Annotated in this window: 18 protein-coding genes; 11 read left to right on the top strand and 7 right to left on the bottom strand. The window is 73.5% G+C overall.

From position 1 onward, the window contains the following. Positions 1–95: 95 nt before the first annotated feature. Genes murJ through ACFQ8Y_RS02210 form a run of 3 tightly spaced genes read right to left on the bottom strand, consistent with a single transcriptional unit; the run spans position 96 to position 4,967 of the window. Complete coding sequence (gene murJ, locus ACFQ8Y_RS02220) at positions 96–1,919, bottom strand: murein biosynthesis integral membrane protein MurJ (protein ID WP_430584466.1); 1,824 nt, start codon at positions 1,917–1,919, stop codon at positions 96–98. Continuing rightward, the gene (locus tag ACFQ8Y_RS02215) at positions 1,916–4,291 is read right to left on the bottom strand and encodes a DUF6049 family protein (protein WP_430584465.1); all 2,376 of its coding nucleotides are present in this window, start codon (positions 4,289–4,291) and stop codon (positions 1,916–1,918) included. The genes murJ and ACFQ8Y_RS02215 overlap by 4 nt, the downstream gene beginning before the upstream one ends. 25 nt (positions 4,292–4,316) lie before the next feature. Beyond that, positions 4,317–4,967 carry an NUDIX hydrolase gene (locus ACFQ8Y_RS02210; RefSeq protein ID WP_430549407.1) on the bottom strand — a complete coding sequence of 217 codons (651 nt, stop codon included), beginning with the start codon at positions 4,965–4,967 and terminating at the stop codon, positions 4,317–4,319. An 83-nt stretch (positions 4,968–5,050) separates the two neighbouring features. Here ACFQ8Y_RS02210 and ACFQ8Y_RS02205 point away from each other — a divergent pair, with 83 nt between their 5' ends. Together ACFQ8Y_RS02205 and ACFQ8Y_RS02200 are read left to right on the top strand one after the other, a co-directional pair. After that, entirely contained in the window at positions 5,051–6,559 is a 1,509-nt protein-coding gene (locus ACFQ8Y_RS02205) for a CCA tRNA nucleotidyltransferase (protein ID WP_430584464.1), read from the top strand. A 96-nt stretch (positions 6,560–6,655) separates the two neighbouring features. Further along, a complete protein-coding gene (locus ACFQ8Y_RS02200; RefSeq protein WP_430549405.1) occupies positions 6,656–7,978 on the top strand; it encodes an MFS transporter in 1,323 nt (440 codons plus the stop codon). A gap of 90 nt (positions 7,979–8,068) precedes the next feature. Here the strand turns inward: ACFQ8Y_RS02200 and ACFQ8Y_RS02195 are convergent, their stop codons facing one another. Both ACFQ8Y_RS02195 and ACFQ8Y_RS02190 read right to left on the bottom strand, forming a co-directional pair. Then, positions 8,069–9,646 (bottom strand): MDR family MFS transporter, encoded by a 1,578-nt coding sequence (locus tag ACFQ8Y_RS02195; protein WP_430584463.1) that lies wholly within the window; start codon positions 9,644–9,646, stop codon positions 8,069–8,071. A 258-nt stretch (positions 9,647–9,904) separates the two neighbouring features. After that, positions 9,905–11,239, bottom strand: a complete 1,335-nt coding sequence (locus ACFQ8Y_RS02190; protein ID WP_430584540.1) for an MFS transporter — start codon at positions 11,237–11,239, stop codon at positions 9,905–9,907. Positions 11,240–11,450: 211 nt separating this feature from the next. Between ACFQ8Y_RS02190 and ACFQ8Y_RS02185 the strand changes: the two genes are divergently transcribed. From ACFQ8Y_RS02185 to ACFQ8Y_RS02150, 8 genes are read left to right on the top strand one after another with little or no spacing between them, the layout of a single operon-like run. After that, positions 11,451–12,992, top strand: coding sequence for an alkaline phosphatase D family protein (locus ACFQ8Y_RS02185; RefSeq protein WP_430584462.1), 1,542 nt, complete (start codon positions 11,451–11,453; stop codon positions 12,990–12,992). Between the two features lie 10 nt (positions 12,993–13,002). Further along, positions 13,003–13,857 carry a hypothetical protein gene (locus ACFQ8Y_RS02180; protein WP_430584461.1) on the top strand — a complete coding sequence of 285 codons (855 nt, stop codon included), beginning with the start codon at positions 13,003–13,005 and terminating at the stop codon, positions 13,855–13,857. Between the two features lie 35 nt (positions 13,858–13,892). Then, positions 13,893–16,382 carry an ROK family protein gene (locus ACFQ8Y_RS02175; protein ID WP_430584460.1) on the top strand — a complete coding sequence of 830 codons (2,490 nt, stop codon included), beginning with the start codon at positions 13,893–13,895 and terminating at the stop codon, positions 16,380–16,382. A 28-nt stretch (positions 16,383–16,410) separates the two neighbouring features. Beyond that, positions 16,411–17,712, top strand: coding sequence for an ABC transporter substrate-binding protein (locus ACFQ8Y_RS02170; RefSeq protein ID WP_430584459.1), 1,302 nt, complete (start codon positions 16,411–16,413; stop codon positions 17,710–17,712). Then, complete coding sequence (locus ACFQ8Y_RS02165) at positions 17,709–18,683, top strand: carbohydrate ABC transporter permease (protein WP_430549399.1); 975 nt, start codon at positions 17,709–17,711, stop codon at positions 18,681–18,683. The genes ACFQ8Y_RS02170 and ACFQ8Y_RS02165 overlap by 4 nt, the downstream gene beginning before the upstream one ends. Next, a complete protein-coding gene (locus ACFQ8Y_RS02160) occupies positions 18,676–19,563 on the top strand; it encodes a carbohydrate ABC transporter permease (RefSeq protein WP_430584458.1) in 888 nt (295 codons plus the stop codon). The genes ACFQ8Y_RS02165 and ACFQ8Y_RS02160 overlap by 8 nt, the downstream gene beginning before the upstream one ends. An 8-nt stretch (positions 19,564–19,571) precedes the next feature. Then, entirely contained in the window at positions 19,572–20,645 is a 1,074-nt protein-coding gene (locus ACFQ8Y_RS02155; RefSeq protein WP_430584457.1) for a Gfo/Idh/MocA family protein, read from the top strand. Next, positions 20,642–21,682, top strand: a complete 1,041-nt coding sequence (locus ACFQ8Y_RS02150) for a Gfo/Idh/MocA family protein (RefSeq protein WP_430584456.1) — start codon at positions 20,642–20,644, stop codon at positions 21,680–21,682. The genes ACFQ8Y_RS02155 and ACFQ8Y_RS02150 overlap by 4 nt, the downstream gene beginning before the upstream one ends. Before the next feature lie 55 nt (positions 21,683–21,737). Here ACFQ8Y_RS02150 and ACFQ8Y_RS02145 read toward each other — a convergent pair whose 3' ends face one another. Both ACFQ8Y_RS02145 and ACFQ8Y_RS02140 read right to left on the bottom strand, forming a co-directional pair. Further along, entirely contained in the window at positions 21,738–22,829 is a 1,092-nt protein-coding gene (locus ACFQ8Y_RS02145) for an inositol-3-phosphate synthase (protein WP_430549395.1), read from the bottom strand. Beyond that, on the bottom strand, positions 22,826–23,500 hold the full coding sequence (locus tag ACFQ8Y_RS02140) for a helix-turn-helix transcriptional regulator (protein ID WP_430549394.1): 675 nt from the start codon (positions 23,498–23,500) through the stop codon (positions 22,826–22,828). The genes ACFQ8Y_RS02145 and ACFQ8Y_RS02140 overlap by 4 nt, the downstream gene beginning before the upstream one ends. 311 nt (positions 23,501–23,811) lie before the next feature. Between ACFQ8Y_RS02140 and ACFQ8Y_RS02135 the strand changes: the two genes are divergently transcribed. Then, the gene (locus tag ACFQ8Y_RS02135) at positions 23,812–26,361 is read left to right on the top strand and encodes a transglycosylase domain-containing protein (RefSeq protein WP_430584455.1); all 2,550 of its coding nucleotides are present in this window, start codon (positions 23,812–23,814) and stop codon (positions 26,359–26,361) included. Positions 26,362–26,371: the final 10 nt, after the last annotated feature.

The following is a 26,371-nucleotide window of genomic DNA, read 5'->3' as shown; positions in this document are numbered from 1 at the left end:
ATGGTACGGGCGGCCCGGTGGCCGCGAGGTCGCGCCCTGCGGGCGTGCCCGCAGGGCCCTCACGGAACCCGCGCGAGCCGGGCACGCGACCGTCGTCATCGCTTGAGCCGCCGGAGGACGGGGGCCAGCGCGTCATCGAGCTCGCGCACGTGGAGGACCTTGAGCGCGAGCACGTAGCCGACCACCATCACGATCCCGGCGACGGCTGTGACCAGCACGGAGTGGCCCCACGAGCTGACGTCGTAGCCGTCGAGGAGGCGGACGGTCAACCAGCCCAGGAGGGCGGCGATCAGCGCGCCGACCAGCGCGCGGACGTAGAGCTGCAGGACCCGCCGGCCGTCCATGCCCTGCAGCTTGCGGCGCATGCCGCGCACGCGCAGCAGCAGCGAGATCCACGTGGACAGCGCGTACGCGCCTCCGGCGGCGACGGCCCACCACTGGGGCGGCAGCAGGCGGGTCGCGCCCCACAGGACGACGACCATCGAGACGGTCGCGATGACCTGGATGCCGAAGATCGAGCGGCCGTCCTCGAACGCGAAGTACATGCGCCGGACCAGCACCGTCGCGCCGAGGGCGATGATGCCGATGGACATCGCCTGGATGATCGGCGCGACGGCGGCGATGCCGTCCGGTCCGAGCGACGGCAGCAGCGCGCCGGTCAGCGGGACCGCCAGGACGACGAGGACCGCGGTCGAGAAGACCGAGAAGACACCCGCGGAACGCATGCCCAGGGACATGTCCCGCCGTACGCCCGGGATGTCCCCGGCCTGCACGGCGGCCGTCATGCGCGGGAAGAGCACCGTGACGATCGAGACGACCACGAGCGAGTGGGGAAGCAGGTAGATCGTCATCGCGTTCGTGTACGCGGCGTTCCCGGCAAAGGCCTCGTCGAGCGACGTCCCGGCGCGGCCGGCGGCACCGAGCACGTTCGTGAGGAAGAGGACGCCGACCTGCTCGAGCGCGACGGCCCCGATGGTCCAGCCGACCACCGACCCCGCGGCGCGCAGGCCGATCCCGCGCAGCCCGAGCCGGAACCGCCACCGGAATCCGGAACGGCGCAAGGCGACCACGAGCACCAGGGCCTGGGCCGCGATGCCGAGCGTCGCCGTGCCGGCGAGCACCGCCGTCTGGGCCGACGACCACTGGGACAGGTCGGAGATGCCGCGGTCCGGCGCCGAACCCCACACCAGGAGGAACGCGCCGAACCCGAGCAGGGAGACGACGTTGTTCGCCACGGGCGCGACGCCGTAGGCGCCGAACTTGCCCTGCGCGTTGAGCACCTGGCCCAGCAGCATGTAGAGGCCGTAGAAGAAGACCTGGGGGATGCACCAGTACGCGAAGACCACGGCGAGGTGGCGCTCGTCGGTGGTCCAGGCGCCGCTGAGGGTGGACAGCCAGACGATCAGCGGGGCCGCGACGACGAGCACCGCCGTGAGCAGGAGCAGGCCGAGCCCCGAGATGCTGAGCAGCTTGTCGAGCCGCTCGCGGGCGTTGTGCGCGTTCATCGCCCGCAGGATCTGGGGGATGAGCACGGCCTGGAGCACGCCCGCAGAGATGAGTGCGAACAGCATGTTGGGCAACTTGTTCGCGATGTCGAACGCATCCGCCACCGTGCCGACGGCGCCCACGCAGGCCACCAGGAGCATCGCGCGGATCAGCCCGGAGGCGCGGGACGCGACGGTACCCAGCGTCATCACGACGGAGCCGCGGCCGAGGCTGGTGCGTCGCACGGCGCCGGCGTCGTCGCTGCCGTTGTCGTCGCTACCGTCGTCGTCCTGACCGGCGTTGCCGGCGGCGGGGTCGCCGACCGGGTGCCAGCTCGCGCCCGCGGCGCCGGTCGGCGACCCGGGGTCGGTGGCGTCGCCCTCGCCGGGCAGGTCGGGCCGGCTGTCGTCGGGGAAGGCGGACGTCGAAGTCATGAGGGGTCGGTCTCCGTGGCCTGGGCGGGCGGCGTGCGGGCGGCGGGGATCCCGCCGCCGCCCGGGGCGGTCGGGTCGTCGTCGTGCGGGTCGCGTGGCGGACTGTCGTCGGGTGCGGCGGCGTCGGGCCCCTGGGGATCGGCGGCGGCGTCCGCGACGCCCTCGTCCGTGGTCCGGGCCGAGGACCGCCCCCGACGCACCGTACGCCAGATGCCCCCGATGAAGAGGAGAGCGACCAGGGCGGCGACGACGGCGGTGCCCGCGGTCTCCCACCCCGCGCGGACGCGGAGCGAGAAGCTCGTGGGCCCGGCGACGACCGTGCCGCTCGGCGCGAGCACCTCGACCTGCAGGTTGACGTCGCCGGAGCCGATGGCACGCACGGGGACGTGCACGTTGGACGACGTGCCGGCGGGGACGACGACCGTCGGACGGGACTCGACGACCAGCCGGGACGCGTCGGGCCGCAGCACCACCGTGACGGTGGCGTCCACGGGCAGCTCGTTCGAGACGGTCACGGGCAGCTTGCCGGTGTCGCTGACAAGCGTCACGTTGGACCGGTCGGCGACGCTGATGCCCTGCTGGAGGGCGTCGGACTGCTCCACGGCGAGGTCGACGGCGCGCTCACGGGCGTCACGCTCCGTGCGTGCGGCGACGGCGAGCGGGGCGACGAGCGCCTGGTCGGCGTCGCCGCTCAGCTCGACGGGGTCGCTGGCCACGGTCGAGAACGCGGCGAGGTCGCGGTGGGAGTCGAGGAGCCGGCGGACGGAGGAGGGCGCCAGCTCGCCCTTCGACCGACCGGCCCGCTCGCCCCGTGCGGGCTCGTCGCGCGGCACGCGGGAGGCGGGGGCGGCGACGGTCTCGGACAGCGGCACGACGTCGGCCCACGACGCGTCGTGGAGGGCGCCGAGCACCGTGCCCACCAGGGCGGGGTCGGGGGACCAGTCCCGCGGCAGGGCGGCGAGCAGGTGCAGGTCCTGCTGCCCGGAGTCCTGCTGCTGGAGCGCGACGAGCGCGGCGTCGGCCAGCACGCGGGTGGACGCCTCCGCGGCGGACGGGGCGTCGTCGCCGTCGGTGAGGGAGGCGAACGCGGACGACAGCCCGTCGTCGGCGACCAGCGCGGGCACCTTGCCCGACGACGTGTCCACGGCGGTGCGTGCGGAGGCGGCGGCTCCGTCGGTGGGGGCGAGGCCGTCGGCCACCACCACCTGGTCGACGGGCGCGTCGCGGCCGGCGGCGAGGGTGGCGGCGTCGGGCCGGCCCTCCGGCCAGGCGACGGTGAGGTCCCAGCCCTCCGGCCGCTGCCAGGCCGCCCCGAGCGCGGCCTCGCCGCCGGTCGCGGCCGCGACGTCCGCCCGGGTCGGGTCGGCGTGCGCGACCGCCGCGAGGTCGGGGTCGTAGCCGGGCAGCACGGCGACGTCGCTGGGTTCACCGGTCGCCGCGGTGCTCCGGGTGCCGATGGTGCTCGTCAGGCTCGCCGAGGTGTCGGCGTCGTCGGCGGTGACGGGGGCTCCGGTGAGCCGCGTGGCCCACGCCTGGGAGTCCCCGTCGCCGGAGGCGGCGGCCGCGGCGACGAGGGCCGGGTCGACCGCGAGCGACATCCCGGGTGACGTGCCGCTGACGGCCGCGGCGTCGAGCAGCCGGGCCAGGCGTCCGCCGGTCGCGGTGGCGGTGCCGAGCTCCAGGTCGTAGCCGTCCGGGTCGAGCGGGTCGACGGCGGGGCCCGTGACGGGCGCGGCGACGCTCACCGAGACCGGGTCGGGCGCGTCGCCTTCCGGCGCGAACAGCAGGAAGGTGTGGACGACGTCGAGCGTGGACCCGCCGCGGGTCAGCGCGACGGACATCTCCCGGGGCCCCCAGGGGTTCTCCGCGCTGAGGCCGAGGGAGTCGACGTCGAGCTCCATCGTCACCTGCGCGGTGTCCCCGGGCGCGAGGCGTTCGACGGTCTCGTCGACCTGGGGAGGTCCTGCGGTGCTGGTGCCGTCGTCCTGCGCCCAGGCCGACAGGCTCTCGCGCGAGGTGAGGGGCCGCCACGAGACGCCGAGGTCGAGCCCGGCGCCGTCGAGCACCGCGTCGGTGCCGTTGGTGACCTGGAGGGTGAGCGTCACGGTGGAGCCGGGCGAGGCGAGCGTGGGCGCGGAGCCCACGAGCTCGACCGTCGCCTGCCCGTCGCGGGCGGCGGGCAGGAGGGACGGCGAGGTGAGGGCCGACGCCGACGTGCCGGGGAGCGCGACCAGCGCACCCGTCAGGAGCAGCCCGGCGAGCACGGCGAGCACGGCCAGCGCGGGCAGGAAGGGCGCGCGGTGGAGGCGGGCCGGGCGGGCGGGCGGGGGTGCGGGTGCGGCGCCGGCACCCGAGGGTCGGGAGGTGGTCACGCGGCGGGCCTCACTCGACGGCGCCTCACTCGACAGCTCCGAGGCCGGGGTGCCCGAGCACCTCGGGCGTGCGGCGCAGCACCTGCTGCGCGACGACGGCGAGCCGCTGCTCGTTGGGGTAGGAGAGCCGCTCCGTCAGCTGCTCGACCGGTACCCAGAGGGCGTCCTCCGCCTCGCCGTCGGGATCGCCCTCCGCCGTGATGATGCCGCCCTCCGCGCGCAGGAGGAAGTGGTGCACCACCTTGTGGACGCGGTGGTCCTCGCCGCTGAACCAGTAGTCGATGACGCCCAGGCGGGTACGGATCGTGCCGAGGATGCCCGTCTCCTCGTGGATCTCGCGGACGGCCGCCTGCTCCGGCGTCTCCTCGCCCTCGAGGTGCCCCTTGGGCAGGCACCACTCGAGGCGCCCGCCGCGGTTGCGCCGCACGATGACGGCGGCCTCGGGACCGCCGGCGGCGACCTGGACGACGAGCCCTCCCGCCGACGTCTCCTCGTGGACCGGCAGGTGCGTCGTCGTGCCCGACGGGGCGACGCCCACGACGGCGGGTGTCGCGGTGCCGCGCGGGCCGGAGAGCCGCGCGGGGTCGACCTTGAGCGGGTGTCCTCCCGGTGGCACGGGGACCGGCGCGGCCGGGCGCCGGCGCCGCGGGCCGGGAACCGGGGCCGGGGATGACATGCGCCCCACCCTACCGAGTGGAGACGCCCCGCCGGCCCAGTCTCCGGGGCGCCGACGCCCGGGATCTGGGAGGATGGGACGCCGTGTCGACCCCTGAACCCCCGGCCCCCGCCGCGCTGCTGCGCCGCGCCCTCGCCGTGCTGACCGAGATGGCCCCCGCGGCGGTCGAGCTGGGCGAGGTGTTCCGCGCCGCCGGGCACGAGCTCGCGCTGGTCGGCGGGCCCGTCCGCGACGCCTTCCTCGGCCGCGCGAGCAACGACCTGGACTTCGCGACCTCCGCGTCGCCCGACGAGACGCAGGCCCTGCTGGCCCGCTGGGGCGACGCCCACTGGGACATCGGCAAGGAGTTCGGCACGATCGGGGCACGGCGGTTCGCGCGCACCGGGGGAGGGCCGGGATCCGGGTCCGGGTCCGGGTCCGCGTCGGGCGACGTCGTCGTCGAGGTCACGACCTACCGCAGCGACGAGTACGACCCCGCCTCCCGCAAGCCGGTGGTGGCGTTCGGGGACACGCTCGACGGCGACCTGTCGCGGCGCGACTTCACGGTGAACGCGATGGCGGTGCGGCTGCCGGAGCTCACGTTCGTCGACCCGTTCGACGGGCTGTCCGACCTGGCGCGCGGGGTGCTGCGCACCCCGATCGCGCCGGAGCGGTCGTTCGACGACGACCCGCTGCGCATGATGCGCGCGGCGCGGTTCGCCGGCCAGCTCGGGTTCGAGGTCGAGCCCGCGACCCGCCAGGCGATCGTCGACATGGCGGGCCGGATCGACATCGTCTCGGCGGAGCGCGTGCAGGCCGAGATCTCCAAGCTGCTCCTGAGCGACCGCCCCCGCGCCGGCCTCGAGGTGCTGGTCGACACGGGGCTGGCCGACCACGTGCTGCCCGAGCTGCCCGCGCTGCGCCTGGAGATCGACGAGCACCACCGCCACAAGGACGTCTACCAGCACTCGCTCACCGTGCTGGAGCAGGCGATCGCCCAGGAGACCGGCCCGGACGGCCCGGTCCCCGCGCCCGACCTCGTGCTGCGCCTCGCCTCCCTGCTGCACGACGTCGGCAAGCCGGCCACGCGCCGCTTCGAGCCCGGCGGCGGCGTGAGCTTCCACCACCACGAGGTGGTCGGCGCGAAGCTGGTGGCCAAGCGGCTGCGCGCGCTCAAGTACGAGAAGCAGGTGGTCAAGGACGTGGCGCGGCTCGTCGAGCTGCACCTCCGCTTCCACGGCTACGGCGACGGGCAGTGGACGGACTCCGCGGTGCGCCGGTACGTCACCGACGCGGGCCCGCTGCTGGAGCGCCTGCACCGACTGACCCGCGCCGACTCCACCACGAGGAACAAGCGCAAGGCGCAGCGTCTCGCCGACTCGTACTCCGACCTCGAGCAACGCATCGCGGTCCTGCGCGAGCAGGAGGAGATCGACGCGATCCGCCCGGACCTGGACGGATCGCAGATCATGGCGGTCCTCGGCGTCGCGCCCGGGCCCGTCGTCGGGCAGGCGTACAAGCACCTGCTCGCCCTGCGGATGGAGCACGGGCCGCTCGGCGCGGAGCGCGCGGAGCAGGAGCTGCGCACCTGGTGGGCGGGCCGCGAGGCCTGACCGACCCCTCCCTCACCGGCCCGCGACGGGTCTATCCTCACGCTTGCGCGCGGGCCCGACGACGAGCCCCCGGAGCGCGACGAGCGGAGGCTGGGCATGAGCGGGTCCGGGACGACGTCGGGTGGTGCGTCCGGCGGGGCCGTCGGCGCCCCGATCGGCGCAGGGGGCGGAGCGGGCGGCGACGCCGCCGACCGGCGAGCGCGCCTCGTGGTCACGGCGTTCTACCTGGTGCAGGGCATGTGCTTCGCCGGCCTGCTCGCCCAGGTGCCGACGCTGCAGCACGACCTCGGCATCTCGGACGGCACGCTGACGCTGATCCTGCTGCTGGTCCCGGTCGTGGCCGGCGTCGGCAGCGTGCTCGCCGGCGCGCTGGCCCCGCGGGTGGGCAGCGCCCGGCTGCTGCACGTGTGCGGGCCGCTGGTGGCGCTCGCCGTCATGGGCGCGGGCCTGGCGCCGACCGTCACGGTCCTCTACCCGGTGGTCGCGGCGGTGGGTCTCCTGCTCGGCCTGGTCGACGCGAGCATGAACATGCAGGGCGTGGAGGTCGAGCAGCGGTACGGCCGCAGCCTGCTGAACTCGTTCCACGGCGCGTGGAGCGTGGGCGGCATCCTCGGGTCCCTGGCGGCCGTGCTGGCGCACTCGCTGGGCTGGTCGCTCGCCGCCGGGCTCGGGCTCGTCGCCGCGGTCGGCGTGGCCGTCGACCTCGTCGCGACGGCGGCGTCCGGTGGCGGCGCACCCCGCCCCGCCGAGCGGCAGGCGGTGCCGGGACTGGTGCTGCCGGAGCAGCCCGCCGCCGTCGCCCCGCGGCAGGACGCCGGCGCGTCGCGCGCCGCCCGCCCGCCGTGGGGGCCGCTGGTCCTGGTCGGCCTCGCGGTGACGATCGTGTACGTCGCCGACTCGGCGACGTCGAACTGGTCCACCAAGTACATCCAGGACGCGCTGGGAGCGGCGGCGAACGTCGCGCCGCTGGGCCTCGCCGCGTACCTGGGCTGCCAGCTCCTGGGGCGGCTCGCGGCGGACCGGCAGGTCAACCGGTTCGGGCCGGTGGTGCCGGTGGCCGTCGGCGGGGTCGTCGGGGCGGCGGGGCTCGCCGCCGTGACGCTGGCACCGGGGCCGTGGGTCGCCGTCGTCGGCTTCGGGCTGACCGGGCTCGGCCTGAGCGTCGTGGTGCCGCTGTCGTTCTCCGTGGCGGGGCGCCTCGACCCCGACGGGACGGGGATCGCCGTCGCGCGCGTGAACCTCTTCAACTACGTGGGGTTCGTCGTGGGCGCGGGGCTGATCGGAGGTGTGGCCGAGCTGCTGAGCATGCGGCTCGCGTTCGCCGTCCCCGCGCTGCTGGCGCTCGGCGTGATCGCGCTGGCGCCCGCGTTCAAGGTCGCGGCGCGCGACGACGTCGCCTCCCCGGCCGCGGCGCCCTGACGACGGGCGTGGGGACGACGACGGGCGGCCACCGTCGTGCGACGGTGACCGCCCGCGGCGGCGCTTCCGGCCCGTGACGGGGCCGACCGGTCAGTGCGCCGCCGGCGCACCCTCGCCCTCGGGCGAGGCGGGCACGCGGCGTAGCAGGAGCGACAGCCCCACCGCGACGAGCATGATCGCCGCGCCCCAGACGAACGCGTCGCCGACGCCCTCGGCGAGCGCGACCTGCGCCGTCGCGCCGTCCTCCATGAGGGCGACCGACCGCGTGGTCATGACCGCGACGAACATCGCGGTGCCGGCGGCCCCGGCGAGCTGCTGGACCGTGCCGATGGCGGCCGACCCGTGCGAGTACAGGGGCGGGGTGAGCGACGACAGCGCCGAGGTGAACAGCGGCGTGAACATGAACGCCAGGCCGAGGCTGAGCGTCACGTGCAGCGCCAGGATGTACCAGGGCGACGAGTCCGCGTGCACCTGCGTGAACAGGGCGAGCGCGATGGTCACGACGACCAGGCCGGGCGTGACCAGCGGGCGCGGGCCCACCCGGTCGTACAGGCGGCCGACCGTCGGTCCGAGCAGACCCATGAGCAGGCCGCCGGGGAGCACGACGAGGCCGGTGGCCAGCGGCTCGAGGCCCATCGCGTCCTGCAGGAACAGCGGCAGCAGGATCAGCGAGCCGAACATGGCGAGCATGCCGACCGCCATGATGGCGAGGCCGACCGAGAACCCGCGGAACCGGAACACGCTCAGGTCGAGCAGCGCGCGGTCGTCTCGGGCCAGGAGGAGCTGGCGCCACACGAACGCACCCAGCACCAGCAGCCCGACGACGATCGGGATCCACGGCGCGACCGGCGGCGCGTGCCGCGCGGCCTCGCCGATGCTGGACAGGCCGTACACGAGGCCGCCGAACGCGACCGCGGCGAGGAACAGCGACAGCGGGTCGAGGCGCGAGTGTGTACGGTCGGCCACGTCCCGGACGTACAGGAAGCCCATGACCAGGGCGAGCACGGCGATCGGGAGCACGATGCCGAAGACCCAGCGCCAGCTCAGCGCGTCGAGGATGATGCCCGAGATGGCCGGGCCGAGCGCCGGGGCGGCCGCCATGACGATGGAGATGTTGCCCATCACCTTGCCGCGGATCGCCGGGGGCACGACCGTCATGATCGTGGTCATGAGCAGCGGCATCATGATCGCGGTGCCCGACGCCTGCACGATGCGACCGCCCAGCAGCCAGCCGAAGCCGGGGGAGAGCGCCGCGAGGAGGGTGCCCGCGCTGAACAGCGACATCGCGAGCAGGTAGGCGCCGCGCGTGCCGAGGCGCTGCAGCAGGAACCCGGTCGCCGGGATGATCACCGACATCGTGAGCATGAACGCGGTGGTGAGCCACTGTCCGGTGCTCGCGGTGATGCCCAGGTCGGTCATGAGCGGGGCGAGGGCCACGCTCATCGTCGTCTCGTTGAGGATGACGACGAACGCGGAGCCCAGGAGCAGCGCGATGACGGTGAACTGCTGGCGCGTGAGGCGCTGGGGCACCGCCTCGTCGATGACGATGCCGCGCGACGGCGCGGTCGTGTCGGTGGCGCCGGGAGCGGTGGCGGGAGTCGTCAGGGTGGCCTCCGGGGTCTGCGCGTCGGGTGTGACGGTGGGGTCGGTCTGTCGGGGGGCTGGCACGCTGTGCTCCGCTCGCGTCGTGCCGGGGAACCCGGCGGAGGGCAGGTGAGAGCCGACGCCGGTGGGCGCGGCACGTCGTCGTGGTCGGTCGTGGTCCCGGGGGACGGTCACCCTCGGAACGGTCGCCGGACGGGCGAGACCGTACTGTGTACGACCACGAACCATCCTGCGATATTCCCGCTTCCCGTGACGACCTGATTTCCGGTCGGAACTCGTCGGTCGCTCAGGGCGGGGTCGTGCGCGGCGTGCGGGCGGGCGTCAGGCGCGCGCGGCGGCGTCCTCGGCGCCCCCGGCCCGGCGGACACGGGGCGGCACCGGTGCCGGGGTGCGGGCGCCGCGCGTCGCCATGAGCAGCGCGGCGAGGACGTACGCGACGGCGAGGCCGACGAAGACGCCGCGGGACCAGCCGGTGTCCGGCAGGGTGAAGGCGGCGAGGGCGGCGGCGCCGACGAACGCGGCGTTGTAGAGCACGTCGTAGAAGGCGAAGGCGCGGCCGCGGAACTCGTCCTCGGCGTCGCGCTGGACGATCGTGTCGACGGCGATCTTGGTGCCCTGCGCCGCGAGGCCGAGCAGCGCGGCGCCGGTGTAGACGACCGCGCGCTCCGGCGTCGTGACGAGGAGCAGCTGGCTGGCGGCCGCGAGCAGCAGCATGACGGCGATCCAGCCCTGCGGTCCGGTGCGGCGCGAGAGCGTGGGCGTCAGCACCATCGCGACGGCGCCGCCCACGCCCGTGAGGCCGATGACGACGGCGAAGGTCGCCATTCCGGCGCTCTGGCTGCCGGGATCCAGCAGGTTGCGCGAGATGAGGATCGACGCGATGAACACGACGCCGTAGAGGAAGCGGTGCACGGCCATGGCGAGCAGCGCCTGGCCGGGGGTGCGGCGCGCGACGAGGTAGCGGGCGCCGTCGGCGAGCCCACGGGCGACCTTGGCGATCTCGCCCCGCAGGTCGGCCTCCGCCGGCCGCTCGGGGCCGAGCTGGGTGCGCCGCAGGCGGGTGGCGAGCTGGGACGCGACGCCGAAGACGAGCGCCGCGCACACGAGGGCGGACGAGTCCTTGACCCGGCCGGGCTCGAACGCCAGGCCGAGGACGAAGCCGATGCCGCCGCCGACGAACGCCGCGCCCGCGCCGAGCGTGGGGGACAGCGAGTTGGCGGTGAGCAGCAGCGGGCCGTCGACGACGCGCGGCAGGCCCGCGGACAGCCCGGCGAGGAGGAAGCGGTTGACCGACAGGGCGGCCAGGCCGATCGCGTAGATCGCCCAGCCGACGCCGCCGGCCAGCATGACGCCCGCCATCGCGAGCGTGAGGACCACGCGCACCGCGTTGCCCCACACCAGCACCTGGCGGCGTTGCCACCGGTCGAGCAGCACGCCCGCGAAGGGGCCGACGATCGTGAACGGCGCGAGCATGACGGCGAACGCGCCGGCGATGGCCGCCGCCGTGCCCTGCGACTCGGGGGAGAAGAACAGCAGGGACGCCAGGCCCACCTGGAACATGCCGTCGCCGGCCTGCGAGACCAGCCGGACGGTGAAGAGCTTGCGGAAGCCCTCCAGCCGCAGCAGCGCGCGCAGCTCGTGCCAGGTCTCGCTCATCGCTCCCACGCCCACAGCCTAGGCGTTCGCCGTACCGCGCCTCCCGGGGGCGGTCCCCCCGATGGCCCGCGCGGCCGGCTCGTGAGTTCTGCAACCGGGCGACGGAAAGCTTTCGCCGTGACACCTCTTGTCGAGGCCTACTTACAAAGGTACCTTTCATAACTCCACGACGATGTGCTCCAGGTCACGTCGCGTCCGGACAGGAGGGCGTATGCCTCGCACGACCCCCACCCTCAGCCGTCGGGAGGTGCTCCGCGCGGGTGGCCTCGGCGCCGCCACGCTGGCGCTCGGCATCAGCGCACCGGAGACGGCCGGGGCGGCGTCGCCGGCGGACGGCTCGTTCGGTCTGGGGGTCGCCAGCGGCTCGCCGCGCCCGGACTCGATGGTGCTGTGGACGCGCCTCACCCGCGACCCGCTGGCCCCCGACGGGCACGCAGGCATGCCGCTGCGGAGCTACGGCGTGCACTGGGAGGTCGCGACCGACCCGGACCTCGAGCACGTCGTGCGGCGCGGGCACGCGCTCGCGCAGCCGGAGCTGGCGCACTCGGTGCACCCCAAGGTCACCGGCCTGCGACCGGGGACCGAGTACTTCTACCGGTTCCGCTCGGGCACCACCGCGAGCACCGTGGGGCGCTTCCGCACGCTGCCGGCCGCTTCCGCCGTCCCGGACACGTTCACGGTGGGCGTCGTCTCGTGCCAGGCCTGGTACCACGGCCACTTCACGGCGCACCGGCACCTCGCGGCAGAGCCCGGGCTCGACCTGGTGGTCTTCGGGGGCGACTACGTCTACGAGTACGGGATCACGGCGGCGAACCTGTGGCGCCAGGGGGTGTCGGTCGCGCCGGAGCACGCCGCCGAGGTGCAGACCCTGGAGCAGTACCGGCTGCGGTACGCCCTCACCAAGAGCGACCCGCACCTGCAGGCGCTGCACGCGCGCGTCCCGGCCGTGGCGATCTGGGACGACCACGAGGTGCAGAACAACTACGTGGGCGGTCGCTCCGCCTACGGCCTGCCCGACGAGATCTTCGCGCACCGCGTGGCCGTGGCCTACCGGGCGTTCTACGAGCACCTGCCGGTGGACCTCGAGGCGCTGCCCGACGGCCCCGGCTCGGACATCACCACGGGCTTCGACGTGGGCCGCCTGGCGAGGTTCTCCCTGCTGGACACCCGGCAGCACCGCGACCCCGTCCCGGAGACCGCCGAGGAGCAGGCCGACCCCGCGCGCACCATGCTCGGCCGTGCGCAGGAACGATGGGTGGAGGAGCGCCTGGTCGACAGCCCGGCGGTCTGGAACGTCGTGGCGAGCGGCGTGGTGCTCATGCCGGTCACGGAGGACCGGACGGACCAGTGGGACGGCTACCCCGCGGCGCGGAAGCGGCTGCTCGACGCGATGGCCCGCAGCAGCGGCGTCGTCGTCCTCTCGGGGGACATCCACCACGCGGTCGCCGGCGAGCTGCGCGCGGACGTCGGCGACCCCGGGGCGGGGAACCTGGGCGTGGAGCTGGTCTGCACGTCCGTGGCCTCGGACGGCGACGGCGCTCCGACGGACGACTACGCCCCGGACTGGCTCCAGCACGACTACGTGCGGCTCTACGACGGCCGGCGCGGCTACCTGACGGTCACCCTGACCCCGCAGGCGATGACGTCGACCTTCGTCTGCGTGCCGTGGGTGGAGGCCGACGACACCGCCCCGCGCGAGGTCCTCGCCCGTTTCGTCACCCCCGCGGGCACGTCCCGCCTCGTCGAGGCCTGAAGGAGGCATCGTGCCCGTCCCGTCGTCCCAGCGGCCCAGGCAGGTCACCGGCCTGCGCGCCGAGCCCGCGATCGCCCGCACCGAGCTGAGCTGGCGCTCGCTCGGCTTCGAGCCGCTCATCGACCACTACCGGGTGCACGCGGTCCGGGGAGCCCGCGGCCGCTTCGAGCCGGACGGGGCCAACCTCGTCGGCAAGACGGTGTACCCGCAGCTCACGCACCACGTCGACCCCCGCGGCGAGACCTGGACCTACCGCGTCGTCGCGGTGTCCGACGCCGGGCGGACCGCGCGCGCGAGCGACGTGCTCGTGGCCAGCTCGGTGGCGTCCGTCGTGGGGACCGGCCTGCCGGTCGCGACGATCGGCGACTTCGACGCCCGGACGCTGGAGCACCGCTTCGCGCCGTCGGGGTACGCGCAGATCCCGGCGGCCTACCCGGACGCCGTGATCGAGCTCGAGCAGGGCGTCGACACCCCTGCGGACGCCTGGCCCTACCTGCTGCCGGGACCCGGCGACGCCTGGGCGGGCCGCAAGGCGTACACCGCGCGCTGGCGCCTCCCGCTGCCCGCCGCTCCCGCGGCCGACCACGACCTCGCGCTCTGGCTCGTCGACACGACCCGCCTGGGCGGCACGCTCCGGGTGGCCGTCAACGGCACGGCGCTGGCCGACGTCGCCCTGCCCCCGGGCGGGACGCGCGGCTCGCGCGAGGGGGACGCCACCGTGCCGGGGACGGCGCTGGTCCGCTCGTACCACGAGCTCCCGGTGCCCGCCGGGCTGCTGCGCGAGGGCGCGAACACGATCGAGCTCGTCCTCGCCGAGGGTGGCTGGGTGGCGTGGGACGCCGTCGGCCTGTTCGCCCGGCGATGACGGCTCGAGGAACACGGGGAGAGGGACGGGGAGACATGGTCCGCAGCGGTGGTGACCGGCACGTCACGGACGTGCGCCGACGCAACACGCTCAGCTGCATCGAGGTGCTGCGGGGCAGCCAGGCGACGACGCTGACCGCGCTCGCGAAGGACACCGGCCTGTCACGACCCACCGTCGAGTCGATCGTCGCCGAGCTCGTCGAGCGCGGCCTGGCCCGCGAGGTGTCCGGGGTGGAGGAGGGCGCGGTGGGGCGGCCCGCACGCCGGTACGCCTTCGCGGCCGGCGCGCGGTACGTGGTCGGCCTCGACCTGGGCGTGCACTCCGTGACCGGGATGCTGGCCGACCTGGCGGGCCAGGTCCGCGCCGTCGTGCGGCGCACCGTGGACGGCCCGGTCGACGGCGTGGAGCGGCTCGAGACGGCCCGCGCCGTGCAGCGCGAGCTCCTGGACGTGGTCGGGGCGCCGCGGTCGCGCGTCGCCGCCGTGGCGGCGGCGGTGCCCGGCATCGTGGACGGCGAGCGGGTCCGCCTCTCGCTGCCGATCCCCGACTGGACCGGCGTCAATCTCGCGGCCCGGCTCAAGACGGGCGGCGAGCACCCGGTGATCGTCGAGAACGACATCAACATGGCAGCCCTGGCCGAGCACGCGCTGGGGGCGGCCCGGCTCGCCGACGACGTCGTCCTGGTGCAGCTGGGCTACCGCGTGGGCGCCGCCCTCGTGCTCGGGGGCCAGGTCTACCGCGGGAACCGGTTCGCCGCGGGCGAGGTCGGGGACTTCGAGTGGATGGGCTGGGACGGCTGGCTCGAGGGCAGCCTGCTCCGGGAGATCGAGGAGGCGGGCGGCGCCGAGCAGGTCGCCCAGCGCGCCCAGGAGGGCGACGGCGCGGCGCTCGGCCTGCTCCAGCAGTACGCGCGCCGGGTCGCCCCCGGCGTCGCGACGCTCGCGATGGTCGCCGACCCGGAGTGCGTGGTGCTCGGCGGCGGTCTGTCCCGCGCGGGCGAGCTGCTCCGGGTGCCGCTGCAGGAGGAGGTCGACCGGCTCGTGCGGCCACGCGCCGCGGCGTCGCTGGTGACGTCGGCGTTCGCGTCGGACGGCGCCGCCCTCGGCGCGCTCGTGCGGGCCCTGGAGGTCGGCTCCCGCGACGTCTTCGGCAGCAGCGACGTCGCGGCCCCGCCGCTGAGCGCGGCGGACCCGGCGGCGTCGCTCGCCGAGGCGCTCGCCGCCGCCACGCCGTCCTCGGCGTCGGTCGCCGTGGGGAACGACACGAATGACACGGACGACGTGGAGGGCCCGGGGGAGCCGCGGGCGGCGGAGGTCCGCGAGCCGCTGCGGGTCGCGGTGGTCGGGGTCGGCGCGCGCGCCGGGCTGGCACGGTGGGTGGGCCGCACGGGCGTCCCGGCCCGCGTCGTCGAGGCGGTCGACGTCGACCCCGGGGGCCGCGCCCGCGCGCACGAGCTGTTCGGCCCGGGCACGGCGTTCGCGGCCGACCACCACGGGCTGGTCGCCCGGGCGGGCGCGGCGGACGGCGTCGACGCGGCCTTCGTCTGCACCCCCGACGACACGCACGCCGACATCGCCGAGGACCTGCTGCGGGCGGGGGTCGCCGTCTACCTCGAGAAGCCGCTGGCCACGACCACCCAGGACTGCGACCGGGTGCTCGCCGCGGCGGCAGAGACCGGCACGAAGCTCTACGTGGGCCACAACATGCGGCACATGGCGGTCGTGCGGACGATGCGGGACGTCGTCGCCCGCGGCGAGATCGGGGACGTGCAGGCCGTGTGGTGCCGGCACTTCGTCGGCAACGGCGGCGACTACTACTTCAAGGACTGGCACGCCGACCGGGCGCGCAGCACGGGGCTCCTGCTGCAGAAGGCCGTGCACGACATCGACGTCATCCACTGGCTGGCCGGCTCCACGACGCGGGACGTCGTCGGGATGGGCGACCTGCAGGTCTACGGGCGCGTGACGGATCGCGCGGACCGCACCGGGCAGCTCATGACCGACTGGTTCTCCTACGACAACTGGCCGCCGCTCGAGCAGACGGGCCTGCACCCGACGATCGACGTCGAGGACACGTCGATGATGCTCATGCGGCTCGACAACGGTGTGCTCGCGAGCTACGAGCAGTGCCACTTCACGCCCGACTACTGGCGCAACTACACGGTGATCGGCACCCGCGGCCGCCTCGAGAACGTCGGGGACGGCGACGGCGCCTCGGTCCGGGTGTGGAACCGCCGCACGTCGTGGTCCGAGCACGGCGACGTCGAGTACCCGGTGGACGCGGCAGGCCCGGGCCACCAGGACGCCGACCGGCTCACCGTGGACGAGTTCCTGCGGCACGTGGCCGAGGGAGCCCCGATCACCACCTCACCGGTGATGGCCCGCGACGCGGTCGCGACCGGCATCGCCGCCACCGTCTCGCTGCGCGCAGGGTCCGCGCCGCAGCGTGTCCGACCCGTGGCCCCCGAGGTCGCGGCCCACTTCGACGACGACGTCGACCCCGCGGCACCGACGCCGCGGACCTGAGAGACCCATCAACCCGAGGAGCACCCCGATGAAGCATCTCCTGCGCAGCGCGTCCCTCGCGGGCGTCGCGGCCGTGGCACTGACGCTCTCCGCGTGCGGGGGCGGCGGCGACGCCGCCGAGGACAGCGCCGAGGTCGCGCCGACCGACGCCCAGGCCGAGATCACGTACGCGATCTGGGACGAGAACCAGAAGCCCGCGATCGACCAGAACATCAAGGACTTCAACGAGACGTACCCGAACATCAAGGTCACCGTGGACCTGACCCCGTTCCAGCAGTACTTCACCAAGCTGCAGACGCAGGGGGAGTCGCGGACGCTGCCCGACGTGTTCTGGATGAACGGCCCGAACGTCCAGCTCTACGCCGCGAACGACCTGCTCCAGCCGGTCACGGGCCTCGTGGACGCCGGCGAGATCGACCCGTCGAAGTACCCCGACGCCCTCAACCAGCTCTACTCGTTCGAGGACACGCAGTACGGCGTCCCCAAGGACTTCGACACCGTCGCCCTCTGGTACAACAAGGCGCTCTTCGAGAAGGCCGGCGTCGACCTCCCCACCGACGACTGGACGTGGGACGAGTTCCAGGACGCGGCCGGCAAGATCTCCGACGAGCTCTCCGACCAGGGCGTCTACGGGGTGGTCTCCGAGATCAACGGCATCGGACAGAGCAGCTACTACAACACGATCCTGCAGGCCGGCGGAGAGATCATCTCGGACGACGGCACGACGTCCGGGTACGACAGCCCCGAGGCCGCCGAGGGGCTCCAGCTGTGGGCCGACCTCATCGCCGACGGGGCCGCGCCGACCCTCCAGCAGATGTCCGACACCAAGCCGAACGTGTGGTTCGGCTCGGGCAAGGCGGCGATGTTCTGGTCCGGCAACTGGTCGGTCGCGGAGATGAAGGACTCGCCGAACAAGGACGACTTCGGCATCGTCCGGCTCCCCGCCGGGCCCGAGCGGCGCGCCACCGTCATCCACGGCGTCGGGAACGTCGTCGCCGCGGACAGCGAGAACAAGGCGGCCGCCAACGCCTTCCTGGCCTACCTGGGCTCCGAGGAGGCGCAGCGCACGCAGGCGGAGATGGGCGTGGCGAACCCGGCCTACTCCGGGACGCAGCAGGCGTTCGTCGACTCGGTCCCGAGCTTCGGCATCGACGTCTTCATCGACTCGGCCGAGGACATGGCCTTCCCGTACCCGATCTCGCAGAACACGGCGGCGTGGAACGCGCTCGAGACCGAGCTGCTGCCGCAGGCGCTCTCCGGGGAGCGCCCCGTCGAGGAGGTCGCCCAGGAGCTGGCCGACGCCATGAACGAGGAGCTCGCGAAGGAATGACCTCCGTCGACCGATCCCCCCGGGCGGGCGTCGTCGCGCCCGCCCGGGGCTCCGCCCCGCGCACCGTGGCCGGGGGCACCGCGCCCCGGGGGCCCCGGCACGGGTACGACGGCTGGTGGCCCGTCCTCTTCGTGCTGCCCACGATGGTCGGCGTCGTCCTGTTCTACCTGTGGCCGATCGTCCAGACGGGCTACTTCAGCCTCACCGAGTGGGGCGCCTTCGGCGGCCAGACGTGGGTGGGCCTCGAGAACTACCAGCGGCTCGCCCGCGACCCCGACCTGGGGACCGCCGTCGTCAACACGCTGGTCTACACGGCGATCGTGCTGCTCGGCATCCCGATCGCGATGTTCGTCGCGAGCCTGCTGCACCGGCCCGGGATGCGGTTCACGGCGTTCTACCGGGTGCTGTACTTCATGCCCTACGTCGCGATGCCGACGGCCGTGGCGATGGTGTGGCGCTTGATCTTCAACGGCGACTTCGGGATCCTCAACCAGGCGCTCGCCGTGGTCGGCATCGACGGCCCGTCGTGGACCTCGACGCCGGGCTTCGCGCTCGTCGCGGTGTCCGTCGTCGGCCTGTGGACGTCGCTCGGCTTCGCGATCATCATCCTGTCCGCCGGGCTGCGGACCATCCCCCCGGAGCTCTACGAGGCGGCGTCGCTCGACGGCGCGTCGGCCTGGCGGCAGTTCCGCTCCGTCACCGTCCCGCTGCTGACCCCCAGCGTCTTCTTCGTCACCGTCATCACGGTCATCAACGGCTTCCAGCTGTTCGACCTGCTGTACGCCCTCATGGGCCAGGCCAACCCGGCGATGCAGCAGACGCAGTCCCTCGTCTACCTCTTCTACAACGAGGCCTTCCTGCGCAACGACAAGGGCTTCGCCGCCGCCATCGCGATGGTGATCCTGCTGATCGTCGGCGCCGTCACGCTGCTCCAGTTCCGCATGCAGAGGAGGTGGGTCACCTATGCCTGACGCGACCCTCACGACGACCGCTCCCGCGCTCGCCGGGCGACCGACGGCGCCCCGCCGCCGCACGTCGCGCCACGGGTCCAACGCCTGGGCGCACGTGGTGCTCGCCGTCGGCGGCGTGGTCATGGTGTTCCCGTTCGTGTGGCAGCTGCTCACGTCGCTGTCCACGAACGCCCAGGTGATGAGCGTGCCCCCGGTGTTCTGGCCGGGGGAGCTGCAGTGGGGCAACTACGCCGAGGTGTTCTCCAAGCTCCCGTTCCTCCAGGAGTTCTGGGTCTCGGTCTCGATCACCGTGGCGCGCACGGCGGGCCAGCTCGTGCTGTGCTCGATGGCCGGCTACGCGTTCGCGCGCATGCGGTTCCCGCTGCGGGGCGTGCTGCTCGCGCTGGTGCTGTCAATCCTCATGGTGCCGTCGCAGGTGTACCTCATCCCGCAGTACCAGATCATCAACGGGCTCGGCTGGCTGAACACCGTGGCCGGCATCGCCGCCCCGGGCATCTTCAGCGCGTTCGGCACCTTCCTCATGATGCAGTTCTTCAGGGGCGTGCCCGACTCGCTCGAGGAGGCCGCGCGGCTCGACGGCGCCAACCCGTTCCAGGTCTTCTGGCGGGTCATGCTGCCGCTCGCCGGCCCCAGCCTCGGCGCCCTGACGATCATCACCGTCCTGTGGTCCTGGAACGACCTCCTGTGGCCGCTCGTCGTCTCGACCCGCGCCGAGAGCATGCCGCTCGCGGCCGGCATCGCGACGTTCGCGGGGCGCACCACCACCGACTACACGGTGATGATGGCGGCCAGCGCGCTCGCCATGGCGCCCATCCTCCTGCTCTTCGTCGTCATGCAGCGCCGTGTGATCGACGGTCTCGCCCATTCCGGACTCAAGTAGGGAGCACGATGACTGCTGCAGAGCCTTCCCCCGCCCTCACGGTCGGTCTCGTCGGCGCGGGCGGCATCGCCCGGGCCCACGCGCCGGCGTGGCGCGCGCTCGGCGCGGACCTCGTCGTCCACTCGACGGACGGCGCCGCCGAGCTCGCGGCCGCGCACGGCGGACGGGTCGTCGCCGGGCTCGACGAGCTGCTCGACGTCGCGGACGTCGTCGACGTCGTGACCCCGACGCCCACCCACCTCGAGGTGGCGACGGCCGCCCTCGCGGCCGGCCGCCACGTCCTGTGCGAGAAGCCGCTGGGCCGCACGTCGCGCGACGCCGTCGCGATGCTCGAGGCGGCCCGCGCCGCGGACCGGCAGCTCTACCCGGGGCACGTCGTGCGGTTCTTCCCGGAGTACGCCCGGATGCGCCGGGCCGTGCGGTCCGGGGAGATCGGGGCGCCGGCCGTCCTGCGGTTCGCGCGCGGCGGGATGTTCCCCGCCTGGTCCCCGTGGTTCGCGGACGACGCCCAGTCGGGCGGCGTGGTGCTGGACCTCATGATCCACGACCTCGACCTCGCCCGGTGGGTCGCGGGCGAGGTCACGAGCGTGCACGCCACCCGACGGTCCCTCGAGGAGGGCGGGGCCCCGCACACGCTCGCGCACGCCGTGCTCACCCACGCCGGCGGCGCGATCAGTCACGTGCGAGGGCTGTGGGGGGCGCCGCACACCACCTTCCGGACGTCGTTCCACGTCGCCGGGGCCGCCGGGACGCTGCGGTTCGACTCGGCCGAGGCGTCGGGGGTCCGGTCGGACCTCCCGCCGGTCCCGGCCGGCGGACAGGACCGGCCGGCCCCCGCCGCCGGCGAGAGCCCGTACCTCACGGAGATCCGGGAGGTCGCCCGGGCGTTCGCGGCGTCCCCGACGTCGTTGGCGCCCGACGACCCGCACCACCCGCGGGTGAGCGCCGTCGACGGCGTGATCGCCGTCGAGATCGCCGAGGCGGCGCTCGCCTCCATCGCGTCCGGGGAGCCCGTCGCCCTGGACACGGCCGCCCGGGCCCGCGCCCTGGCCGACCTCGAGACCACCGGGAGCCGAGCATGACGCCCACCCCGGCCCCGCTGCGGGTCGCGATCCTGTCGTTCGCGCACGTGCACGCCGCGTCGTACGTCGCGCTGCTGCGTGGCCGGCCCGACGTCGAGCTCCTCACCGCCGACCCCGACGCCGCCACGGCCCCCGCCGGCGAGCTGCGCGGGGCCGCGTTCGCCGCGGAGCACGGCGCCGCCTACGTGGACACCTATGCGGAGGCGCTCGCCTGGCGGCCCGACGCCGTCATCGTGTGCAGCGAGAACTCCCGGCACCGGGACGTCGTGCTCGCCGCCGCGGCGGCCGGCGCGCACGTGCTGTGCGAGAAGCCGCTCGCGACCCGGGTCGAGGACGCGGAGGAGATGGTGGCGGCGTGCGACGCCGCCGGGGTGCGCCTCATGACGGCCTACCCCGTGCGGTTCAGCCCCGAGTTCGGCACGCTGCGCGGACTGGTGGCGTCGGGCGCGCTCGGCACGGTGCTCGGCGGGACGGGGACGAACAACGGCAAGGTGCCCGCGGGCCGTGCCTGGTTCACCGACCCCGAGCTGGCGGGGGGCGGGGCGCTCGCGGACCACGTGGTCCACCTGGCCGACCTGCTCGACGCGCTGCTCGGGGAGCAGCCGGTCGCGGTGCGCGCCGTGAGCAACCGGGTCCTGCACGGGGACGACCCGCAGGTGCGCGCCGAGACCGGCGCGCTGGTGAGCCTCACCTACGCGGGCGGCGCGGAGATCGTCGTCGACTGCTCGTGGTCCGTGCCCGACGGCGCACCCACGTGGGGCGGCCTGACGCTGCAGGTGGTCGGCACCGGCGGCACGGTCGAGATCGACCCGTTCGCGGCGCACGTCGGCGGGCTCGTGGCGCAGGGGACGCGGCAGGCGTGGCTCGGGTTCGGCGAGAACCTGGACGCGCTGATGCTCGAGCACTTCCTGGGGTGCGTCCGCACGGGGGAGGCGCCGGGACCGGACGGGCAGGTGGGGCTGCGCACGCTGCGCGTCGTCGCCGCGGCGCAGCGTTCGGCCGCCGAGGGCGGTGCGGTGGTGCGGCCGGGGGCATGACGCGACGAGGCCGGGGCACGTCCGTGCCCCGGCCTTCGTCCTCACGCGGTGGTCGTCAGCGCTCGACCTCGCCGCGGATGAACGCCTCGAGCTGGGCGCGGCCCGCGGTGTCCTCCATCTGCACGGGCGGGGACTTCATGAAGTACGTCGACGCCGAGAGGATCGGGCCGCCGATGCCGCGGTCGAGCGCGATCTTGGCGGCGCGCACCGCGTCGATGATGATGCCGGCCGAGTTGGGGGAGTCCCACACCTCGAGCTTGTACTCCAGGTTCAGGGGCACCTCGCCGAACGCGCGGCCCTCGAGGCGCACGTACGCCCACTTGCGGTCGTCGAGCCAGGCGACGTAGTCCGACGGGCCGATGTGGACGTTGCGGTCCTCCTTCTTGCCGCCGAGCGGGCCCTCGAGGTTCGAGGTCACCGCCTGCGTCTTGGAGACCTTCTTCGACTCGAGGCGGTCGCGCTGCAGCATGTTCTTGAAGTCCATGTTGCCGCCGACGTTGAGCTGGTACGTGCGGTCGAGCACGACGCCGCGGTCCTCGAACAGCTTGGCGAGCACGCGGTGCGTGATCGTGGCGCCGACCTGCGACTTGATGTCGTCGCCGACGATCGGCACGCCGGCGTCCTCGAACTTCTTCGCCCACTCGGGGTCGGACGCGATGAAGACGGGCAGCGCGTTGACGAAGGCGACCTTCGCGTCGATCGCGGCCTGCGCGTAGAACTTGTCCGCCGCCTCGGAGCCGACGGGCAGGTAGGAGACGAGGACGTCGACCTTCGCGTCCTTCAGCGCCTGCACGACGTCGACCGGCTCGGCGTCCGACTCGTCGATCGTGGCGGAGTAGTAGTCGCCGAGGCCGTCGAGGGTGTGGCCGCGCTGGACGGTGACGCCGGTGGGCGGCACGTCGGCGAACTTGATCGTGTTGTTCTCGGACGCGTGGATCGCCTCGGCGAGGTCGAAGCCGACCTTCTTCGCGTCGACGTCGAACGCCGCGACGAACTCCAGGTCACTCACGTGGTAGTCGCCGAGCTGCACGTGCATGAGGCCGGGGACGGTGTCGGTCGGGGCGGCGTCGCGGTAGTAGTGCACGCCCTGGATCAGGGACGATGCACAGTTTCCGACACCGACGATGGCAACGCGGACGGAGGTCATCCTCGCTCCTTGTTTCTCTGGGCCGGGGCGTCCTGCACCCCGGCGCTGTGGTCGCGGGCGCGGCCGAGAGCACGGTCGCGTTCCGTGGTGATGAGTCCGTCGAGCCAACGCACCTCGCGCTCGACCTGTTCGAGCCCGTGGCGCTGCAGCTCGAGGGTGTACTCGTCGAGCCGCTCGCGGGTGCGTGCGGCAGACTCTCGGACCGCCTCCAGCCGCTCGGTGAGCCGGGTGCGCCGGCCTTCGAGGATACGGATGCGGGTCTCGGCGTCCGTCTGCGCGAAGAACGCGAAGCGGACGTCGAAGTTCTCGTCCTCCCAGGCGGCCGGGCCGGACGACGCGAGGACGGTCTGGAGGTGCTCCTTCCCGTCCGCCGTCAGCCGGTACACGATCCGCCCGCGCCGGCCCGACAGCGGCGCCTTGCCCGAGGGCTTGGCGCCGGCCTGGCGGGTGCCCGACGCCCGACCCGCGGGGGCCGGGGCCTCGCGCTCCGTGGTCTCGATGAGGCCGCGGGCGACGAGGGACTTGAGGGCCGGGTAGAGGGTGCCGTAGGAGAACGCGCGGAACGAGCCGAGCAGCAGGTTGAGCCGCTTGCGCAGCTCGTACCCGTGCAGCGGGGCGGAGTTGAGCAGGCCGAGGATGGCCGTCTCGAGCACCACAGACCTGCTGCGCACGAGGGTTCCCCTTCCCGTCCTGTCCCGATGTCGCTGCCGACCCGTCGTCACGACGTATCGAGTCGATACATCGCGAGAATAGGACTCGCCGACATGGTCGTGCAACGGGAAGCACCCGCCACGGGCGTCCGGGCAGTTGTGAAGGTTCCGCGGAGCGCAGGCCAGAGGGCTGCGGACGCCTGGGGTCGAACCGTCGCCCTGGGCGCCCGAGGCTCCCGTCGGCCCTACCGCATCGCCTAGTGTTCCCTGTGGTCCGCAGGCCGGCGCACTGTACGAGCACGACGCCGGTCCCGCACGACGAAAGGCTTGACGTGGCGAGGAGACGTCGCTTCTGGAACTACCCGCGCCCGCGCAAGGGCCCGGTGCAGCGCTGGCTGCCGTCCTGGCGCATCGTCGTCGGCACCCTGCTCACCGGGACGGCGCTGGGCGCCGGTCTGTTCGTGGCCGCGTGGAGCACGACGACGATCCCCAAGAACCTCGACGAGGTGAACAACCAGGCCACGACCGTCTACTGGTCGAGCGGCAAGCCGATCGGCCAGTTCGCCGAGCAGAAGCGGGAGCTCGTCAAGCTCGACGACCTGCCGGCGTACGTCGGGAACGCGGTCGTCGCGTCCGAGGACGACACGTTCTGGACCAACAACGGCATCGACGTCAAGGGCATCGCGCGCGCGGCGTACAACAACGTCACGGGCGGTGGCCGGCAGGGCGCGTCCACGCTGACGCAGCAGTACGTCGAGCGGTACTACCTCAACACCGAGGACTCGTACGCGGGCAAGGCCCGCGAGGCGATCATCGCGCTCAAGGTGGCGCAGAGCCAGCCCAAGCAGCAGGTGCTCGAGAGCTACCTCAACACCATCTACTGGGGCCGGAACACCTACGGCATCCAGGCCGCGTCGCAGGAGTTCTTCGGCAAGGACGCCAAGGACCTCACGCCGTCCGAGGCCGCGATGCTGTCGGGGATCATCCCGTCGCCGAACAACTGGGACCCGTCGGTCAACCCGGAGCGGGCCCAGGAGCGCTGGGAGCGCAGCATCAACCGGATGTACCAGCAGGGGTACATCACCAAGGACGAGCGGGCGAAGGCGGAGTTCCCGAAGTTCAAGAAGAAGAAGGAAGCCACCAACACCTGGGGCGGCCAGAAGGGCTACCTCATGGCCCAGGTGCGCAAGGAGCTCGTCAGGTCGGACAGCAACCCTGACGGCCCGCTCGAGTCCGAGCAGGAGCTGGAGACGCGCGGCCTCAAGATCACCACGACGATCGACCAGAAGCTGCAGAAGGCGGCCGTCGAGGTCGAGAAGACGCTGCACGAGGACGGCCAGTACGGCAAGGCGAACAAGAACGTGCGCATGTCGCTGGTGTCGATGGACCCGAAGACCGGCGCGGTGAAGGCGCTCTACGGCGGGCCCGACTACGTGAAGCAGTCGCTCAACACCGCCACGCAGGACGTCGTCCAGGCCGGCTCGACGTTCAAGCCGTTCACGCTCATGGCGGGGCTCGAGAACGACGTCACGCTCGAGGACCGGTTCGACGGTCAGTCGGGGAAGGTCTTCCCCGCGGCGAACAACGGCGAGGACTGGACGGTCCCCAACTTCGGTGGCGCCAACTACGGCGGCAGCATCGACCTCACCACGGCGACCGCGCACTCGGTCAACACCGCGTACGTGCAGCTCAACGACGAGATCGGGCCGGAGAAGACGCGTGAGGTGGCCGAGCGCGCAGGGATCCGCAAGGACGAGAACTACCCGCTGACGGCGGGGCTGTCGAACGTGCTCGGCGTCGACTCCGTGCGACCGATCGACCTCGCGCGGGCCTACTCGACCATCGCGTCGGGCGGCTACCGCACGACGCCGCACATCGTGTCGAAGGTCGAGACGCTCGACGGCACGGTGCTCTACGAGGCCCCGCAGGAGCAGGAGAAGGAGTTCGACGCGGACGTCACCACGGCGGCCACCTACGCGATGACGAAGGTCGTCGAGGACCCGACCGGCTCCGGCCGGGTCGCGCAGGAGCTGGGCCGCCCCGTGGCGGGCAAGACCGGTACCTCGAACGACAACAAGTCGGCGTGGTTCGCGGGCTTCGTGCCGCAGCTCACGACCGTCGTCGGCCTGCGCCAGTACAAGACGCTCGACCTCGAGGCGGGCAAGATCGCCGGGCAGGACGACATCGACGGCTTCGGCGAGTGGCCGGAGATCACCGGCGGTACCTGGCCGGTGCGCGCGTGGACCGACTTCATGCAGGTCGCGACCGAGGGCATGGACGAGGAGAGCTTCCCCGAGTACGTGCCGGCGCAGCCGACCTTCTCGCCCTCGCCCACCCCGTCCGAGACGGAGGAGGAGACGGTCACCGTGCCGGACGTCACCGGCTGGGACATCGCGAAGGCCACCAGGGAGCTGGAGAAGCTGCAGCTCGTGGTGAGCACGAGGGCGCAGAACGGCGACGAGCGCAAGGGCACGGTGCTGCAGGTGTCCGGAGCGGGGCAGGAGGTACCCGTGGGCACGACCGTCACCCTCGTGGTCTCCACCGGCCAGCCGGACAAGCCCGAGCAGGTCGTGGTGCCGAACGTCGTCGGGCAGCCGCGGACCACGGCCGAGCAGATGATCTACGGCGACGCCCTCCAGCCGGCGGTGCGGGAGGAGTTCAGCGACCAGCCGGTCGGCATCGTGATCGACACCGACCCCGGCCAGGGCAGCAGCGTCGATCAGGGCTCGACCGTGACGCTGATCGTCTCGAAGGGTCCGGAGCCGGGCAACGGCGACAACGGGAACGGCAACGGGAACGGGAACGGGAACTCACCGTCGCCCGACCCGACCGCCACGGACGACGGCGGCATCTTCGACGACCTGGAAGGCGCCGACAACTGACCGATTTCCG

Origin of the sequence: Isoptericola sp. NPDC056605, from assembly GCF_042792795.1 — a bacterium.
Classification (GTDB): domain Bacteria; phylum Actinomycetota; class Actinomycetes; order Actinomycetales; family Cellulomonadaceae; genus Isoptericola.
Note: the sequence above shows the minus strand (reverse complement) of the source record. Positions and strands in the feature narration are given on the sequence as shown.

What these genes read in the sequence shown, in the direction of transcription:
- ACFQ8Y_RS02210 (WP_430549407.1), bottom strand. Translation starts at nt 4,967, where the DNA reads ATGTCATCCCCGGCCCCGGTTCCCGGCCCGCGGCGCCGGCGCCCGGCC.
- ACFQ8Y_RS02185 (WP_430584462.1), top strand. Translation starts at nt 11,451, where the DNA reads ATGCCTCGCACGACCCCCACCCTCAGCCGTCGGGAGGTGCTCCGCGCG.
- ACFQ8Y_RS02150 (WP_430584456.1), top strand. Translation starts at nt 20,642, where the DNA reads ATGACGCCCACCCCGGCCCCGCTGCGGGTCGCGATCCTGTCGTTCGCG.
- ACFQ8Y_RS02145 (WP_430549395.1), bottom strand. Translation starts at nt 22,829, where the DNA reads ATGACCTCCGTCCGCGTTGCCATCGTCGGTGTCGGAAACTGTGCATCG.
- ACFQ8Y_RS02175 (WP_430584460.1), top strand. Translation starts at nt 13,893, where the DNA reads ATGGTCCGCAGCGGTGGTGACCGGCACGTCACGGACGTGCGCCGACGC.
- murJ (WP_430584466.1), bottom strand. Translation starts at nt 1,919, where the DNA reads ATGACTTCGACGTCCGCCTTCCCCGACGACAGCCGGCCCGACCTGCCC.
- ACFQ8Y_RS02190 (WP_430584540.1), bottom strand. Translation starts at nt 11,239, where the DNA reads ATGAGCGAGACCTGGCACGAGCTGCGCGCGCTGCTGCGGCTGGAGGGC.
- ACFQ8Y_RS02165 (WP_430549399.1), top strand. Translation starts at nt 17,709, where the DNA reads ATGACCTCCGTCGACCGATCCCCCCGGGCGGGCGTCGTCGCGCCCGCC.
- ACFQ8Y_RS02155 (WP_430584457.1), top strand. Translation starts at nt 19,572, where the DNA reads ATGACTGCTGCAGAGCCTTCCCCCGCCCTCACGGTCGGTCTCGTCGGC.
- ACFQ8Y_RS02160 (WP_430584458.1), top strand. Translation starts at nt 18,676, where the DNA reads ATGCCTGACGCGACCCTCACGACGACCGCTCCCGCGCTCGCCGGGCGA.
- ACFQ8Y_RS02170 (WP_430584459.1), top strand. Translation starts at nt 16,411, where the DNA reads ATGAAGCATCTCCTGCGCAGCGCGTCCCTCGCGGGCGTCGCGGCCGTG.
- ACFQ8Y_RS02200 (WP_430549405.1), top strand. Translation starts at nt 6,656, where the DNA reads ATGAGCGGGTCCGGGACGACGTCGGGTGGTGCGTCCGGCGGGGCCGTC.